Annotated in this window: 13 protein-coding genes; 4 read left to right on the top strand and 9 right to left on the bottom strand. The window is 61.7% G+C overall.

Annotated elements, in window-relative coordinates; translation table 11 throughout:
* Positions 1 to 36: 36 nt before the first annotated feature.
* Genes icmH through tssB form a run of 9 tightly spaced genes read right to left on the bottom strand, consistent with a single transcriptional unit; the run spans position 37 to position 9,863 of the window.
* Entirely contained in the window at positions 37 to 912 is an 876-nt protein-coding gene (gene icmH, locus JFU57_RS26190) for a type IVB secretion system protein IcmH/DotU (RefSeq protein WP_078468967.1), read from the bottom strand.
* Between the two features lies 1 nt (position 913).
* Positions 914 to 2,251 carry a type VI secretion system baseplate subunit TssK gene (tssK, locus tag JFU57_RS26185; RefSeq protein ID WP_201131286.1) on the bottom strand — a complete coding sequence of 446 codons (1,338 nt, stop codon included), beginning with the start codon at positions 2,249 to 2,251 and terminating at the stop codon, positions 914 to 916.
* Positions 2,248 to 3,243, bottom strand: a complete 996-nt coding sequence (gene tssJ / locus JFU57_RS26180) for a type VI secretion system lipoprotein TssJ (RefSeq protein ID WP_201131285.1) — start codon at positions 3,241 to 3,243, stop codon at positions 2,248 to 2,250. Before tssJ ends, tssK begins: the two co-directional genes overlap by 4 nt.
* Positions 3,240 to 4,604, bottom strand: coding sequence for a type VI secretion system-associated FHA domain protein TagH (gene tagH, locus JFU57_RS26175; RefSeq protein ID WP_201131284.1), 1,365 nt, complete (start codon positions 4,602 to 4,604; stop codon positions 3,240 to 3,242). Before tagH ends, tssJ begins: the two co-directional genes overlap by 4 nt.
* A complete protein-coding gene (gene tssG, locus JFU57_RS26170; RefSeq protein ID WP_201131283.1) occupies positions 4,601 to 5,620 on the bottom strand; it encodes a type VI secretion system baseplate subunit TssG in 1,020 nt (339 codons plus the stop codon). The genes tagH and tssG overlap by 4 nt, the downstream gene beginning before the upstream one ends.
* Positions 5,584 to 7,350, bottom strand: a complete 1,767-nt coding sequence (gene tssF, locus JFU57_RS26165) for a type VI secretion system baseplate subunit TssF (protein WP_201131282.1) — start codon at positions 7,348 to 7,350, stop codon at positions 5,584 to 5,586. The genes tssG and tssF overlap by 37 nt, the downstream gene beginning before the upstream one ends.
* Positions 7,351 to 7,374: 24 nt before the next feature.
* Positions 7,375 to 7,803 (bottom strand): type VI secretion system baseplate subunit TssE, encoded by a 429-nt coding sequence (gene tssE / locus JFU57_RS26160; protein ID WP_078468973.1) that lies wholly within the window; start codon positions 7,801 to 7,803, stop codon positions 7,375 to 7,377.
* A gap of 15 nt (positions 7,804 to 7,818) precedes the next feature.
* Positions 7,819 to 9,303, bottom strand: a complete 1,485-nt coding sequence (gene tssC, locus JFU57_RS26155) for a type VI secretion system contractile sheath large subunit (protein ID WP_201131281.1) — start codon at positions 9,301 to 9,303, stop codon at positions 7,819 to 7,821.
* 53 nt (positions 9,304 to 9,356) lie between these two features.
* Positions 9,357 to 9,863: a type VI secretion system contractile sheath small subunit gene (tssB, locus tag JFU57_RS26150; protein WP_078468975.1), complete on the bottom strand. Its 507-nt coding sequence runs from the start codon at positions 9,861 to 9,863 to the stop codon at positions 9,357 to 9,359.
* Between the two features lie 508 nt (positions 9,864 to 10,371).
* Here tssB and tssH point away from each other — a divergent pair.
* The 4 genes from tssH (at position 10,372) to tssA (ending at position 16,620) form a co-directional block, all read left to right on the top strand.
* Complete coding sequence (gene tssH, locus JFU57_RS26145; RefSeq protein ID WP_201131280.1) at positions 10,372 to 12,942, top strand: type VI secretion system ATPase TssH; 2,571 nt, start codon at positions 10,372 to 10,374, stop codon at positions 12,940 to 12,942.
* Between the two features lie 5 nt (positions 12,943 to 12,947).
* Positions 12,948 to 14,510 (top strand): sigma 54-interacting transcriptional regulator, encoded by a 1,563-nt coding sequence (locus JFU57_RS26140; protein WP_201131279.1) that lies wholly within the window; start codon positions 12,948 to 12,950, stop codon positions 14,508 to 14,510.
* 65 nt (positions 14,511 to 14,575) lie between these two features.
* Positions 14,576 to 15,193, top strand: a complete 618-nt coding sequence (vasI, locus tag JFU57_RS26135; RefSeq protein WP_201131278.1) for a type VI secretion system-associated protein VasI — start codon at positions 14,576 to 14,578, stop codon at positions 15,191 to 15,193.
* Entirely contained in the window at positions 15,190 to 16,620 is a 1,431-nt protein-coding gene (tssA, locus tag JFU57_RS26130; RefSeq protein WP_201131277.1) for a type VI secretion system protein TssA, read from the top strand. The genes vasI and tssA overlap by 4 nt, the downstream gene beginning before the upstream one ends.
* The last annotated feature ends 2 nt before the right edge of the window (positions 16,621 to 16,622 follow it).

Here is a 16,622-nt window from a genome sequence, read left to right as displayed (position 1 = left end):
TTGTTCCTTACCTCCATTGAGCCGTGGCGGGGGCTGTCATAGCTTGAGGATGCTCTCGAGTGAATCCAGCACCATCTGGGTCGCGGACCCGAGCCTCATGGAGAAATACAGGTAGGCACCCGCGACGACGACGGCGGCGATGGCCCAGGGCGTCCACAGTGGCCATTGGCGCCCCAGGCGGTAACGCAGCGTGGCGACGTTGCTCAGCACATCCATCAGTCGCTCGGGTGAGTCGCCGCGCAGATGGCGCAGTTGCTGGTGCAGCTTGCCGATGGTGGCGTTGAGGGTGTCTTTGTTGTTGTGCTGTTGGCCGTATTTGCCCTGGTAGCCCAGGCACAGGCAGAGGTACTTGAACTCCAGCACGTCGTGGTACTTGGCAACGTCCATTTGCATGCGCGACAGCACGGTGAAGAACTTCTCGCCGCCCCAGGTTTCGTTGTGGTGGTAGCTCAGCAGGGAGCGTCCTTTCCAGCGTGAACCCACGCCCCAGGGCGTGCCCATCACGGCTTCGTCGATAAAGGCGCACAGCGCATAGCGGAACGACAGCTGGGTCGCACCGTCGTAGCCAAGTTGTCTGACCTCTTCCGACAGCGCGGTGATGTGGTCGCGGACGCTCTCGTAGAGCCGATTGATGTCGGTCTCCGCCAGTTGATTCATGCGCCGCAGGCGCATCACCAGGCCGAACATCGGCTGGGCGATATCCACCAGCGGATTGATGCTGTGCCCGCGCAGCTGGAATTGCAGGTCCTCGTCGGCGTTGATGCCATGGACCCCTTGGTACAGGACACTTTCGCGGTCCTGGATGCCGGTTTCCCTGGGGGTTCGCATAAAGTCGTCCGGCACATCGAGTGCGGCGGATTGCGGACGGTTGCTGTCGTTACGATCGTTACCGACCACCACGGTTGTGTTCATCTTATTGACTCCGAATGGCCCAGAACTGCAACTCCAGTTCCGGGAAGTCGCCGGTAATGTGGAAACCAAAGCCGGTGGCCCCGCGCTGCATCAGCCGTTGCCAATTGGGATGCGAGCGGTCGAGTTGGAAGTAGGTAAAACCGGCGTGGAACGGCAGGTGCCTGGGCGCTACCGGCAGCGTCATCAGGGGGATGCCCGGCAGTTGCAGGCGTATCAGTTCATGCAGCGATTGCTGCGAGGCGACCTTGGCCTGACGGACGAACAGCTGGCGCATTTGCTCCAGCGGCATGCGCGCGCGAACGGCCAGAATGAAATCGGCACTTTGCAGCAGGCTCGGGTCGCCGACATGCGCGGTGAGTTCGCCGTGGCCCTGTTTTTCCAGCGGCAGGGAAACGGCCCGAGGTTGCAGCACGGTGCTGAGCACCCGGCGCAGGGTTTCTTCAAGCATGCGAAACGAAGCGTGGGGGTTGTCGTGCTGGTAGGCGGGGTAGTCCTGGGGCGTGCGCCCTTCATCGGTGAAGGTTGTCAGTTCGCCACAGGCTTGCCCGCACGCCAGGTAGGCGTCCACTGGCCGAACATCGGCGTCGCGCGCCAGGTGTCGGAACAGGTGCTGCCAGCGGTTAAGGGCCTGCAGCAGGTTGAAGTCAGTCACGTCGGCCACGCCTGATTGGCCGGGAGAGCCGATACGTTGCGCGATGCTCTTGGCGCGCTCGTGGATCAGCGCGGCAATTTCTTCCATGAAGTGCGCCAGTGGCCGGATCGCCTGCAGGTACATGCCGGTGAGGTGGAAATCGCTGTCCAGCAGCAGGCTGCCATCGGGGCGCCGATCCAGAATGCGTCCGAGGGCGAGGCTGGTGAAGGCGCTGCGGTCGTCGCGCTCCAGTGCCAACTGGAGGTTGGGCACGGCCAGGGCGATGGGGGTGTGGTTGCCCTGGTGGCTATGGGTATCACGGATATCTTCCGCTCGGTGAACGTAGCGGGTATTGCCAAAGGTATCCGGCCAGCGCACCTCGGATACCCCATCCGAGCGCAGCGGCAGGGTCAGATAGATCGTCTGGTTGGCGGCGGCCGCGTTGGAAATCGCCAGTGGTTCCGGTGGCGGCTGGTCATGGGGAATATTGAAGGCGGTACCGTCCGGCATGATCCCCCGGGCGCGTACGATCGCGATCTTGCCGAACGACAGAAACTCCTGGTTGAGCTCCAGGTCGGCGAAGCCATAGGCGTACTTGCTGCCCAGGCGAACATTGACGTAGTGCTCAAGGTAGCGATCGGACTGCTGGAAGTGCTGCGGCTTTACGAATTGCCCCTCGCTCCAGACGATGGGGTTGCGGGTGGTCATGGGTACTTTCTCGCTTGTGTGGGGGCGTGCGGGGCAGCGTGCTCGGGACGGTAGCTTTCGTCGGTGATGGCGACACGGGTCTCCTGCAGGGTCACCAGCAAGGCGTATTTTCGCCCGCGAGGCTCCACACGAAACACGTCGTACCAGCGCTGGGCGTCAGGCGCGTGGAACGCGGCCACCACGGCGATGTAGCGGGTCTTTTCGTCCAGGGCACTGAAATTGACGAACTTGAACTGGCCGGGCACCAGCAGGTAATCGTCCGCAGTGATGTAGGTGCTGCCCAGGGCCTTCTTGGGTTTGCTGTGAATCAGGTTGGGGTCGGCGTTCTCCAGCAGCGAATCATCCTTGAGCTGAATCACGCGAAAGGACACGGGCGTGGCGCTGGTGGACGCTTGCACCTGGGGAGCAGGCGCGGGCGTGAGAGTCAGCTGCCTGCGGTATTGGCCCAAGGCCACGTCCTCGGGCTCTGCACCAAGGGCCAGCACGTCGTCGGCGTCCTCTGGGGCAGTGCCTTGACGCAATCCCCAATGCGCTGGGGAGGGCAGCGGGCTCATTGCGGAGCTGACGTCGACCCAGGGGTCGAAAACGAACGAAGGCTGCGTAGCGTCCACGTTAAGTTCGAAGGTGGGGGGCTGCTTGACGCCCGCTATAGTGGTCGGCGCGGCGCGCAACTCCTCCTGCAGGTGGGTGAGCAAGGCGCGCAGGCTCAGCACCAGTTCCTCTCGGGTGTTGCTGTGCAGGTTGACGGCGAAGGGACCCTCATCGAGTGGCTCGCTGATCTCGAGTTCGATATCCGGCTCGGCAATCGGATTCGGGTTGACGCCACTGCTGGCATACAGGCTCAAGGCGATCTGCGTGGGCTGATCCTCTATCGCCCCCACCTGGATCTCGGGATCCATCAGGACCTGGCCGGTTTTGCTGAACACGTTGCCCACCGTGCTACAACCGGACAGCAACGCGCCGCCCAACAGCAGTGCGATGGCTTGTCTCATGGCGCCTCCGCGCGCAGTGCCTGGTCGTAGGCCTGGTCGAACACTTCCCAGAACAGTTTGTCGAAGCCTTGCTGGCGGCTGGAGCTCAGTTCGTCGTAATAGTGCCGGTACATTTGCCAGGCTCGGTCGCCAGGGAGTGCCTGGCCGTCCTGGCCGGATCGATAGCGGGCGAATCTGCGCTCCAGTTGTTCGGGGGCGAACGCCTTGAGCAGCGCACTCAAACCGGCGGCAACCGCCTTGAGCATCGCGCCCTGCTGCCGAAGAATCTGTTCCAGGGATTCCTCGACCGCTGCGGCAGGCGACAGGTGAACCAGGCTGCGCTCACTGGAAAAGAGTGCACGTACGGTCTCCGGGTAGCTTTGGCCAAGGCGCAGGGGGTTGTCTTCGATGGGCTGCAAGGTCCGGTTCGCCAGCCCCAGGCGTTGACCTGATGGCGCCTGACTCAAGCTGCCGAGACCACGGATGAGTGCGGCGAGGGTGTTGCCGGCTTCGAACAGCAGGTCATGCACCGCATGCGGGTCCAGTGCGCCCACGGGCGCGCCCAGGCCCTCGACAAAAGGGGCCACGAGCCCGGCCGGGTCCCCACCCTGGGTGTAGTGGTCATCCAGCCAGGGGTTGGCCGAGGTAGAAGGGCTGTTTTGTCCCGACATGGGGAAATCTCCAGAGGCGTGCTTGGGGGCGCCGGAAACGGCTTCGAAGCGGGTGGTGGAAAGATCGACCTGGGCGGCCAGAACCGAGGATCCATAGTGCCGAGTGTCCAGGGCGGAGCCATCCGGTGTGGTACTGCGCTGACCCGCAGCGGCTTCCAGGGCCTGCAGCGGATCGAGCTGGCCATGGGGCGCTGCCGGCTCGGACAGTGACTCGAAGTCGGACCAGCCAGGCTCTTGTCGTGGCTGGAAGCCTGCCGCTGGCGAGTCGTCGCCGGCGGCGGGCAGGCTGTCCAGAGAGTCGATCGATGAACCCAGCAGTTCACCGACCTCATGTTCCGCAAGATGTCGGGAAGGGTCGGGTAGCGCGTGAGCCTCCTCATCCACATTGACAGTGAGGCGATACGGGCCGACATGGAGCTTGTCGGCGCTGCGCAGCTGGACGCTCATCAGTTCGCCGAGAGGATCTGCCTGGTCGTTGACGCGGGTTTGGCCGCTGCGGTCGATGACGAAGAAGTGCCCATCCTCGTGGCGGATTTCGCAATAGATGGACCGAACCCGGCCCGCGCGATCATGCAGGATCCAGTCGGCACCACGGGCACCGATGGTGCCCCCGGCTTTATCGAAGACGTGCCTTGGCTGACTGCCTTTGTGCAGAACCTGGGGGTTGTCGACCACCAGGGCCAGGTGTTGGGCGGAGAGTGTGCTGTTCATGTACGCAAGGAAACTCTGACAGGTGGCGGCCTGCTCAAGGCTGGCTGTTCCAGGAAGCTGGTCCACCCCAGTTGGGTGCCCTCGGCCTGCCGCAGGTTGAAGGGAGGCACTTCGTCTAGGCGCAAGCCCAGTTCGAGGTCGCAAGGCACCGGGTCACGCAACAGGAACACCATCAGTTGCTGCAACCGTTCGAAGTTCTCGCCGTGCGGCAGAAACTCGCGAAAGCGCTTCTGGCTCAAGTTCGAAATGACGAGGGTGAATTTGCAGTGCCGGGTGCGGACGCTGTCGCCGATCTGGAAACTCTCGCTCAGTTGGCCGTTGCTTTGGCCAAGGCGAATCCGGTCGTTTTCGGTGATCATCGTGTAGCGCAACTCGAAGTCGCGGATCTGCACGTCCTCCAGGTCGAAGCAATGGGCGATGAGGCCTGTCAGCATCCCGGGTGAGCGGCTGCGCAACACGACGGCGCCGGCAAAACTCAGCAGGCGGCTCCAGGCGATCGGTGTGTCGCCACGGGTGGCGTCATGTTTCAGGCCAATAAGTGCGAAAATTCGCCGGGAAAACTGGTCGTCGGCCCCAGGACGAAACCGAATGTAGTAGCGGTATTTGCGCCATGCCTGGTGCAGCAGCGTCAGCAGTCGGTGATTGAAAAAGTCGAAAAAAGCGGGGCGGACCCCGACACCCTGTCCGGCCTCGTAGGCCAGGCGGTCCAGGTAGTAACCGGGCAAGGGCGAGTCGGTGCCGTGCATACCGAAGAAGGTCGCCTGCACGCGATACTGGTGCGGGATTGTGCCTTCGAGGTGCTCCGCAAATGCGACATCCGAGGCGGGGAAACCCAGGCCGGCATGGTTGCTCAGATGGATTCGCTGGTGCTCGGCTTCATAGCTGTCCGGCGACTCTAGGTCGTCTGCATGCAGCGCGTGCAGGCGCTCCAACAGGCGGAAGAAGTCATGCCCCTTGGCGTCGTGCAACAGTTTTTCGCTCAGATCAGGGGTTGCGTACCGCTGCGCATCGGCCATGCGTAGTGCTCCTGATTGGAGGTGTTGATCGCTTCCAGCACGTGGAACGATGAGATGCTGGCGTACAGCGCGAGGAAACGACTGAGCACGGTGCCAAACAGATAGAGGTCGCCCTCGCATGAGAACCCCTCCTGATCCAGCTTCATCACGGTCCGAGTGCCGCGAATCGGCAGCCCCTTGTACATCTGCTCCAGTGGGGTACTGACCACTTCCTGAAGGCTGTCCAGGCGCTTTTGCGTCGCCCGGGCGCGCTGGATGTCGTGGTGCGCCGAGAAGTCATAGTTGCCGATGATGGCTTTCAGAGGCTCGACCGACAGCAGTGAGAGGTAGGTCGGTGACAGGTTGGAGATCAGGCTCCAATGCAGGTCGCCGTCGAGGATCGGGCGGTAGGAAGGGGTTGGCGCGGTGAGGTTCCGATAGCGAACAAAGGCCGGCGTATTGCGGGTGCCTTCGCAGATATCGCCAATGCCCAGGGCCAGGGGAAGGTCGCGATTGGTACAGGTCAGCGAGAGTGAAACCGTTTCTTCCCGCCCGATGTAGTGGTGGTCATCACCCCTGACGAAGGCGATGCGGTGCTCAACTCCCGACTCGACCAGGGACGGGGATAGCCGCGCGCGATAGTACAGGGTGGTCCGGCCATGCTCGTGTTCAATCTGATGGCGCAGCGACTCGAATGGCTGGTAGGTGCGCAGCCATTCTCCGGGCTGGCCGCTGTCCTCATTCTTCCAGCCGTCGACCTTGTCGATGCTGAAGACCTCGTAGGCATCCGGACGCTGTCCGCCGGGTTGCAGGCGATGCTCCGCGGCCTTGCCGGTCAGGCGAACGGGTTCGGCATCATGCTCGAACAGATTGACCGCCGGCGTGCAATACAGGGCCAGGTCGTCCTTGCGCACTCGGACATCCACCGGCATCGGGCGGCTGAAGTGGAATTCGATCCGAATGCCTGTGGTCGACTGATCCGGCCAGAAGGCGCGCAGATTGTTCAGCCCGAAAAAGTAGAAACGCCGGGCAAAGAGGAAGTACTCCTGGAGGATGCGATAGCCGTCCATGGCGTTCTTCGGATAGGGCAGCAACGCGGCGTCGGCCTCAAAGCCGGGGAAATCGATCTGGTTGAGCGGAATGTGCCGAACCACACCGTCCACCTCCATGCGGATCTCACTCAGATACTTGGCCAGCCAGAGGTACAGCGTCTGTGCGTTGTAGTCGCTGCCGCTGAGGTAGAAGTCGAGTCTGTCGCAGTCGTAGGTGTTGGGCGGGCTCTGGCTCAAGGTGGACAAGTCGACGCGTACGATCGATTTTTCCAGGGAATGGCCATCGCTGATGTCAGCGATATTGAATGGGTACACGCACACGTCCTGGCAGGTCCGGAACTGGCAGTGGATGCCAGCCACGGGCCGCGATTGGATATAGGTGCCTTGGGGGACGGTTTGACGCCCGGTGATGGAGTGGTCCGCCGGCTCGAACTGGATGATGGTGGCGCTAGGCAAGGGGCGCAGATAGTTCGGCCAGAGCATTTGCAGTAACGAGTGGGTCAGCTCCGGAAAGTCATCTTCGATCTTCAGGCGCAGTTTGGCGGTCAGAAAGGCGAAGCCTTCCAGTAGCCGCTCGACATCAGGGTCCGTGGCTTCCTCACCCAGAAACGGGGCCAATTGCGGGTTGTTACGAGCAAACACGCGGCGCAAGCGACGCAGATAATCCAGTTCCTCGCGGAATTTTCCCTTCAATGGCATCCAGCTAGCCTCCCGGGCTATTTGCTACGTGACGTTGACCTGTCGGCCCTGATGGTGAAGAAATAGGTCGATCTCCACTTTCTGGTCGCTGTGGTTCAGAGGAACCAGGCAGACCAGCCGAAAGCCCAGATCGAGCGGTGAGGCCGTGCTACCCAGGGGCTTGACCTCGATGATGCGAGCCCGAGGTTCGTATTGGGCAACGGCGTGACGAATATCCAGGCACACCTGCTGGCGCAGATCCACTGTGCCGATTGCCGCGTCATTCAAGTCCCTGAGCCCCAGTCCGGGGCTGCTCAGGGAGCTGCCGTGGCGAGAGTTGAGGATCCATTCCAACTGGCGCTTGATGGCGCGGATACGCTCGGTCGCCACGTCTTGACGCGTGCGGCTGCGTCGTAGCGGCAGGTCCGGGTCCAGACGTTCGAACAGGCTTCCCTGTCCCGGCGACCGAGGCATGGTTCAGGCTCCCTGTCAGTCCTTGTCCAAGCGGCCGACCAGCGACAGCTCGAAGTTGGCACCCATGTATTTGAAGTGCGGACGTACCGACAGCGCGACCTGGTACCAGCCGGGGTTGCCGGCGACATCCTGGACGACGACATGGGCGGCCCTCAGGGGGCGGCGGCTGCGAACATCGCTGGAAGGGCTTTCCTGGTCCGCGACGTACTGACGAAGCCAGTTGTTGAGCTCGCGCTCCAGATCCTGGCGTTCCTTCCAACTGCCGATCTGCTCGCGCTGGAGCACTTTGATGTAGTGCGCGAGGCGGTTGATGATGAACATGTAGGGCAACTGCGTACCCAGCATGTAGTTGGTCTGTGCCGCCTGGCCCTCAGGTGTTTTCTGGAACAGCTTGGGCTTTTGCACCGAGTTGGCGGAGAAGAACGCCGCGTTGTCGCTGTCCTTGCGCATCGTCAGCGGAATGAAGCCCTCGCTGGAGAGTTCGAATTCCTTGCGGTCGGAGACCAGCACTTCCGTGGGGATCTTGGCCTGCAACTGGCCCAGGGATTCGTAAAGGTGCATCGGCAGGTCTTCTACCGCGCCACCGGACTGCGGGCCGATGATGTTTGGGCACCAGCGGAATTTGGCGAAGCTGTCGGTAACGCGACTGCCCATCAGGAAGGCGGTGTTGCCCCACAGGTAGTTGTGATGGTTGCCGTCGATGGTCTCCTCGTAGGTGAAACTGCGAACCGGATTCTCCAGTGGATCGTAAGGCTGGCGCAGGAGGTAGCGGGGCATGGTCAGCCCGAGGTAGCGCGCGTCTTCGGACTCACGCAGGCTGCGCCATTTTGCAAAGCGCGGGCCTTCGAAAATGTCCTTGACCTCCTTGAGGTTGGGCAGCTCCTCGAAGGACTCCAGGTTGAGCATTTCCGGCCCGGCAGCACCGAGAAACGGCGCATGGGACATCGCACCGATGGAGGCGAGATAACCCAGTAGCTTGATGTCCGGGGCGGAGGGGCCAAAGGTGTAGTTACCGATCATGCAGCCAATCGGCTGGCCGCCAAACTGGCCGTAGCCTGCGGTGTAGACATGTTTGTAGAGTCCGCTTCGGGTGATGTCGGCGGCGCTTTCCAGGTCCTCCAGCAACTCGTCTTTGGTGACGGGGATGAAGACAACCTGAATGTTTTCTCTGAAGTCGGTTCGCTGCACGAAATCGTATAGGGAGCGCCAGATCGATTCGAGTTCCTGAAACTCCGGCTGGTGGAGGACGGCGTCCATCTGTTTGCTGAGCTTGCGATCGATTTCAGTGAGCATCTGGTCGACCAGTTGCTTATTGATCGGCTGCTCGCGCGCATCGGACTTGAGCATTTCTGAAATGAACGCGGCGACTCCGCGTTCGGCGATCGCATAGCCTTCCTGGCTGGGTTCAAGACGGGTCTGGGCCATGATTTGGGCCAACAGGCCGCCCTCTGGCTGGCCGTCAGCGTGTTTCTGGGCTTCGGCGTTTTGAGCTTGCGTCATCTTTGCGTCCCTATTGAAACCTGGAGAAATGAGGATGGGCAGGAAGCGAGGCTTCAGGCCTCGGAGGCAGCCAGCAACTGATCAAGTTCCTGGGCTAATTTGCCGCGTGTGCTGTCATCACCCAGCAGCGCCTGGATCTGCTTGCGGAACGCCGGGATGTTGCCCATCGGCCCCTTGAGTGCCACCAAGGCTTCGCGCAGTTCCAGCAACCTGCTTAATTCAGGGACCTGCCGGGCGATGGAGTCGGGAGAGAAATCCTTTATGTTCTTGAACTTCAGACTGACGTTGAGGGTGTCACTGTCGTTGCCGTCTTCCAGGACTGCCGGCACCTCAACTTTCAAACTAAGTCCGGCTTCTGCCATAACGTCGTTGAAAGTGTCTTTGTTGATCTGGACGGCTGGGCGATCTTCCAGCGGAGTTTCATCGCTATGCCCTTTGAAGTCGCCGAGTACCAACATCTTCAGAGGAATTTCTATTTCTTCTTGCTCATTGCCTGTCGCCGGGACGTAGCGAATATTGATGCGTTCCTTGGGGGCGACTGAGCCAGTCTTTGAAGCCATGGGCTACTCCTTGTAATTAACTTTCTAGTTGATGCCTGCTAATGCCGATCAGGGCCGAGAGTCCGCAATAGATCCCATGCAGAGAGTGGAAAAATGCACTGCTGCAAGGGGTGGAGCTTGAGCTTTCCACTTTTGGAGAGCGACGAAACTCGACAGGCTGGACGTTGGAGGGTGAGGCTACGGTCAATACTTTAGGTCCGTATATAGGAAGTTTCTTAAAGGTGGTGGCGAATAATCTAATTCGCGGTTAAGGGTAATTCTGCAAATAAAGAAAATGCCTTGGCGATATAAGAAATATCTTATGGATATAGGCTGGTTGCCTGTGTTCTTTTCAACGGCTTGTGTTGTTTGGCAGTAAATCGCCCTGTGTTTATACGAGTGCTCGGTTGCCTTTGATCTTCGTATTGTTACTTCTAAAGCAACTCCCCGCTAATTACGTAATGCGCTTCGGTTTGGCTTTGCCAATCAAACAATATGTAAGTTTCATCGATGATGAGAGAGTCCAAGTATGATCACGATTGATCTGGCGGCGCTTCTAGAGCGTTTACACCCCGTTTGCCGACACGCATTGGAGGAGGCGGGTAGCCTCTGCATCAGCCAGCGTGGTGCGGAAGTGACGGTGGGGCACCTGCTCTACAAACTGCTTGAGCAACCGCTGTGTGATGTTCGCCTGGTGCTGGCTGATGCCGGCCTGGATCTCGACGAGATACGCCATTCATTCGCTACCGCGTTCGCCGAGCGCGATGGTGGGTATGGCCATGCGTATCCATCATTTTCCCCGTTGTTGGTGGAGTCGTTGCAGGATGCGTGGCTGCTGAGCAGCGTAGAGCTGGCTCAGGCCGAGATTCGAAGTGGCGCCCTGTTGCTGGCGACCTTGCAGAACCCGGCGCGCTACCTCCCTCTGGCGGTGATTAAACGTCTCGAATGCGTCAATCGTGAAACCTTGCGCAAGCGATTCTCCGAACTGCTCGCCCGATCATCCGAGGCGCCCGTCTTGACGTCGGCTGAGACAGTCGGTGCTGCACCCAATACCGGCGACAGTACGCTGCAGAAATACGGACATGACTTTACGGCACAGGCACGCGCCGGCGGCGTTGACCCTGTCCTGTGCCGGGATGCTGAAATCGATCTGATGATCGACATTCTCTCGCGTCGCCGTAAGAACAATCCCATCGTGGTCGGCGACGCCGGTGTCGGCAAAAGCGCTGTGGTGGAAGGGCTTGCACAGCGCATCGTCGACAAGCGGGTGCCCGAGCCGTTGCAGGCGGTGCACCTTTGGGGCCTGGACCTCGGGGCGCTGCAGGCTGGGGCGTCAGTCAAGGGCGAGTTTGAAAAGCGCCTGAAGGCGGTCATCGACGAGGTCAAGCACGCCCCACACCCCATCATTCTCTTTATTGACGAGGCGCATACGCTGATCGGGGCCGGCAATGCCGCTGGGGGCAGTGATGCGGCCAACCTGCTGAAACCGGCGCTGGCTCGAGGAGAATTGCGGACGATTGCGGCCACCACCTGGTCCGAGTACAAAAAATACTTCGAGAAGGACCCAGCCCTGACACGCCGCTTCCAACTGGTGCAGTTGGATGAGCCGAGCGTCGAGCAGGCGGTTCATATCCTGCGGGGTCTGCGGGCGGTCTATGAACAGGCGCATCAGGTCTACATTGGCGACGATGCCCTGAAAACCGCTGCGGCGCTTTCGGCGCGCTATCTCTCGGGACGCCAGCTGCCGGACAAGGCCATCGATGTGCTGGACACCGCATGTGCGCGAGTCGCCACGGCCTTGGCTGAGCCTCCGCGACGCCTTTGCGCACTGGAAAATGAACGGCGGCAGGTCGACGCCGAGTCAGAGCAGTTGTGGCGCGATGCCCGCGCCGGACGCAAGCCCGAACTGGCCAGGCTGGAAGCACTGGATGTCACCCGCCAGCAAGTCCAACGAGACATTGAGCAACTGCAGCTTGCCTGGGAACAACAGAAGGTATTGATCGACGAAATCGTTGCCCTGCGCGCCAGTGAACATCAGGACGAAACGGCACGACTCCTGGAAGACAAGGTCGCGCTGTTGGCCGAGCTGCAACGCAATGGCGCCTTGCTCCATGCGGATGTGGGGGCCGAGCAGATTGCCCAGGTCATTGCCGATTGGACCGGGATTCCCGCAGCGACCATCAATAGCGACCAGTTTCAGCGTCTTGATCAATTGCCCTTTACCTTGCGCGTGCGGGTCAAGGGGCAGGACGCCGCAATCGAGGCCGTTCACCGGCGTCTGTTGACGGCCATGGCCGATCTGCGCCGCCCGGGTACGCCCATGGGCGCCTTTTTGCTGGTGGGGCCGAGCGGAGTGGGCAAGACCGAAACCGCGCTGGCGGTGGCGGATGCACTGTTCGGTGGCGAGCAATTCCTGACCGTCATCAACATGTCGGAATACCAGGAAAAACACACGGTCTCGCGCCTGCTCGGTGCGCCACCGGGTTACGTCGGCTACGGCGAGGGAGGCGTACTCACCGAAGCCATCCGCAAAAAGCCTTATTCAGTGGTACTGCTGGATGAAGTCGAGAAGGCCCACCCGGAAGTCCTGAATATCTTCTACCAGGCTTTCGACAAGGGCGAGCTCGCCGATGGCGAGGGGCGGCGGATCGACTGCCAGAATATTCTGTTTTTCCTCACCTCAAACCTGGGCTTCGATCAGGATGAAGGGCCGTTGTCAGACCTCGGCAGCGAGGCGTTGCGGGGTCGTCTTACACAGTTCTTCAAGCCGGCCCTGTTGGCACGGATGCAAATCGTGCCGTTCCGCTACCTGGACGAGGCGACGCTGGAGCAGATTGTCGACAGCCGATTGCAGCGCCTCCAGCAGCAGTTCAAGCAACGTTATGCCGCGCAACTGACCTTCGAACCTTGCGCCAGGACCGAGCTGCGCACGCGCTGCACACGGCATCAGAACGGCGCACGCCTGCTGGATGCCAGCATTGAAGGGGATATGTTGCCGCCGTTGTCGCTGGCGGTATTGAAGCACCTCGCCGGCGCCCAGCCTTTCCAGCGTTCGCGGGTCAGCTGGAGCGGCACCGCTTTCGCCGCTCACCTGGAGTGATCGCAATGCCCTTGAGCCCCAGGGACGCTGCGGCGCTCGCGCGCATGCTGGTTCAGGCCGAGGGCATTGCGCCCCTCGCGGCGCGCTTCCTGAAAGCAGCCTGCACCATGTCCGGAATACGCTATGGCGTCTGCTATTGGCGAGAGGCGGCTGATGACGGCATGCGGCCCATCGCGAGCCAGGCTACAGCTCTGGAACAGCTTCCGCTGCTGTCGCTGCAAGAGTTGGACAACCCGCTGGTCTACTGCCTGAGGAGCGGTAAGGCTCGTCATATCAGCCAACTCGACACGCTGATCGGTGTAGGGCGAGGGTACGAGGAACTCGGCGAGCGGCTGGCGGGCAGCGACGCCTGGCAGGTGTTGCCGCTGTTCGACGCGCAGCGCAAACCTGCTGCGGTGGTGCTGCTGGCGGGGACAGGGGAGGCTCTTCAGGCGTGGCTGGATGACCCGGCTTGGCAGGAGTTGTGGAAACTCTACGACGCTGTGCTGAGCGGGCTCCTGAACAGGAGTGGCGCGGACGAGTTGGCGTTGACCCAGCAGGCCGTTCTGCAGCAGCAGGATGAAGAGCGCGGGCGCCGGCGGCTGCTATCCGCCGGCTTCATCGGCGCAGGGGCGGCAGCGCGGCGAGTGCGCGAAGAAATGCTGCGCCAGGCAGGCTCTTCGCTGTCGCTGCTGGTCACTGGCGAAACCGGAGCCGGCAAGGACCATGCGGCCTGGCTTATTCATCAGGCGTCCTCGCGCAAGGGCAAGTTTGTGCCGGTGAACTGTGCGGCGATCCCCAGGGAACTCATCGAGGCTGAGCTGTTCGGTGCCACCCGCGGAGCCTACACCGGTGCCACCCAGGCCCGCACGGGCCTGGTCGCGGAAGCCGATAAGGGCACGCTGTTCCTCGACGAAATTGGCGACATGCCGCTGCCTCTACAGGGCACGCTGCTGCGTCTGCTCAATGAAAAGAAATTTCGCCCCGTGGGCGCCACCCGTGAACAGTCCTCGGACTTCCGCCTGATCTGCGCCACCCACCGGCCCTTGCCGGAACGGGTGCGCGATGGCTTGTTTCGTGAAGACCTGTATTTCCGCATCCGCCAGTTGGTGTTGCACATCCCGCCGTTGCGCGAGCGCATTGAAGACGTGCCGGCGCTGGTGTCGCACATCCTGCTGGAGCACAACCGGGAGCAGCCCGGCCGGGTAGCGGGTATCTCCGACAATGCCCTCGCGAGCCTGCAGCGCTACGGCTTCCCGGGTAACGTCCGGGAGTTGCGCAGCCTGGTGCTCGCGGCTGCAGAGCGCACTCCCCGAGGCAAGCGCATCCAGACCAATCAATTGGTCGAGCTCGAGAGCAACGGACAACGGCCCGCAGCGGAGCGCGATGCACAGGCGGTGCTGCAGCATTTATGGCAGACCGACAATCTGCCCGCCGCCCTGGCAACGTTCGAACGTCTGCTGCTGGACGACCGTCTGCGCCAGGCTGCCGGATCGCGCCGGCTGGCGGCGATCAGCCTGGGCATTCCCAAACGCACCCTGGCGCGCAAATGCCTGGATCTGAATCTGAATGGAGAAGAGTCACGATGAGAACTTGTGGGGCATTGCTCCTGGTAGTCACGGCCTTGGTGGGATGCGGTGCGGGAAAGGAGGTAGTGGCTGCGGCCCGAGATTGCACGACTATCGTTTCGGCGCTCGAGCGTCTCGGGTGTTTCGATGCCGCAGCGGGAACACCGCCGACTTCTGTAGCGGCTGCAGCGACCCCGATCCCGGCCGTCGAGCAACCTGCATCGGTGGTTGTGCCGGACGTCGTTTCTCTGGTGCAACGCAACGAGTCTCGGCGCAAGGCCGAGCAAACCGGGTTGTTGCTGCTGCGCGTCGAAGATGCGCTGCCGGGGCAAACCAAGGTCGTGATTTCAGCCCCCGCGCTGGGCGGTACCGAGCCTCGGCTGAAGCTGGCGATAAGCTGCCTGCAGAACATCTCCCGCCTGCAGTTGCTTAGCGCGCAACCGCTTGACGTCAACCGGGTCAGCATCCGAATGCTGCTGGACGGGCGGCCGATTTCTGCGAGCCGCCCGTGGCAGGTGGTGGAGGATGGCACGGTCACGGATGCCGGTCGCGGTCTGGTGGCCATCGAACAGCTCCGCCATTTGACCCGTCCCGCCCAGGAGCTACGCCTGGAAAGTGACCATGGGCCCTTCGATGGGTTGGCGTTCGACGTCGCTGCGCTGCACGAGATGATCGGGAAACAACGTGAGGCCTGCCGTTGGTGAACAATCAGCCTGCGCTGGACCTCGACACCGTTCTGGCCCCGATAACCGCCCTGCGGCCGGCCGGCGACTTCGATGAGGAAGACAACGCCTACCAGGGCATCGATACCGAGATGATGAAGCTCGGCGGCTTGCAGGAAGCGAGCATCAGCTGGCGCTATGTGGATGACGCTTCACGTCAGTATCTCCAGGCCCATTGCAAGCATTTGCGCATCGCCGCGCACCTGGCGACAGCACGCATGCGCATCGGTGGCTGGCGCGGCTGGGCTGAGGCTGCGGCACTGCTGGCCGGCATGCTCAGCCAGTACTGGGACAGCAGCTACCCCAAGCCCGGTGCCTCGGGCCTGACCGCCAAGCGACGCTTGATGGCGCAACAGCTTGAGCGCCTGGGCGAAGCCTTGGCAAAACTCGATGAAAAGGGCTTTGCCGAGGAGTACTACAAGGCGGGCCAGCAGGCGTTGGACACACTGCAAGCCAGCGTTGGTCAAACCCGGCTCGATCCGTCTGTCCTGACCCGGCTGGAAGGCCTGCTCCGGCAGAGGGCGGAGACCACGCGGGCGCCCGAGTTGGCGCAGGCGCAACTGGAATTGTCCCCACGTACGACGGCGGTCACCGAGGCCTTCTTCACGCCCTTTGCCCCGGACCCTGGCAACGAACGTGAAACGCGGCGTTCGTTGCTCAGCCTGGCCGATCTCATCAACCAACAGGATGCCTACGATCCGACAGGCTATCTGTTGCGCCGTTTTGCCCTGTGGGCGCACTTGAGCGCGGCGCCAACGACTCGCAAGGACACCCTGCGTACGGAGCTGATGGCCGTGCCTGCCGAGACTGCCGACGGCTACTGGGAGGCGCTCAAGGCCAATATGGTTGACCCCGTGATGCTGCTGCGCCTCGAAAAAAGCGTCACCTCTTCTCCCTACTGGTTGCGCGGCAGCTACCTGGCGGCCGGTATGGCCCGTCGCCTTGAGATGCAGAACGTGGCCGAAGCCATCAGGCAGGCCACCGAGCGTTTTTTGGCGAAGTTACCGGCCCTGACCCAGTTGCAGTTTGCCGACGGTCGTCCGTTCGTGGATGGCGAGACGCAGGCCTGGGTCAGTGGGGCCGACGCCTCAGCTGCGAAGCCTGGCGCCGGGCAGCAATACCCCGCGCTGCGCGATGAACTGCGGCATGCGCTGGAGACCTCTGGGGTGGAATCCATGCTTCAGCGGCTTGAGGCGATCCAGCACACGTCGACAGACCCTCGCCATGGCTGCCATGTCATGACCATTACCGCCGAACTGCTGGGCGAGCGCGGGCTGGCCTGGCTCGCGGACGGCCTGTATGCGCGTGCGCATCAGCTGATGCAGGGCGTGTCGGCATCGGAGTGGGAACCGGATCTTTTTCAGCAGCTTCAACAGCATCTGCACTTAGCAACGGAACGCAAGAATTAGGA

This window comes from Pseudomonas sp. TH07 (genome assembly GCF_016651285.1).
Classification (GTDB): domain Bacteria; phylum Pseudomonadota; class Gammaproteobacteria; order Pseudomonadales; family Pseudomonadaceae; genus Aquipseudomonas.
This window is presented reverse-complemented; position numbering and strand designations above follow the sequence as displayed.

Coding starts and splice junctions, on each gene's coding strand:
- tssE (WP_078468973.1), bottom strand. CDS start 7,803: ATGCCTCGGTCGCCGGGACAGGGAAGCCTGTTCGAACGTCTGGACCCG.
- JFU57_RS26140 (WP_201131279.1), top strand. CDS start 12,948: ATGCCCTTGAGCCCCAGGGACGCTGCGGCGCTCGCGCGCATGCTGGTT.
- tssF (WP_201131282.1), bottom strand. CDS start 7,350: ATGCCATTGAAGGGAAAATTCCGCGAGGAACTGGATTATCTGCGTCGC.
- tssG (WP_201131283.1), bottom strand. CDS start 5,620: ATGGCCGATGCGCAGCGGTACGCAACCCCTGATCTGAGCGAAAAACTG.
- tssJ (WP_201131285.1), bottom strand. CDS start 3,243: ATGAGACAAGCCATCGCACTGCTGTTGGGCGGCGCGTTGCTGTCCGGT.
- tagH (WP_201131284.1), bottom strand. CDS start 4,604: ATGAACAGCACACTCTCCGCCCAACACCTGGCCCTGGTGGTCGACAAC.
- tssK (WP_201131286.1), bottom strand. CDS start 2,251: ATGACCACCCGCAACCCCATCGTCTGGAGCGAGGGGCAATTCGTAAAG.
- tssH (WP_201131280.1), top strand. CDS start 10,372: ATGATCACGATTGATCTGGCGGCGCTTCTAGAGCGTTTACACCCCGTT.
- tssC (WP_201131281.1), bottom strand. CDS start 9,303: ATGACGCAAGCTCAAAACGCCGAAGCCCAGAAACACGCTGACGGCCAG.
- tssB (WP_078468975.1), bottom strand. CDS start 9,863: ATGGCTTCAAAGACTGGCTCAGTCGCCCCCAAGGAACGCATCAATATT.
- icmH (WP_078468967.1), bottom strand. CDS start 912: ATGAACACAACCGTGGTGGTCGGTAACGATCGTAACGACAGCAACCGT.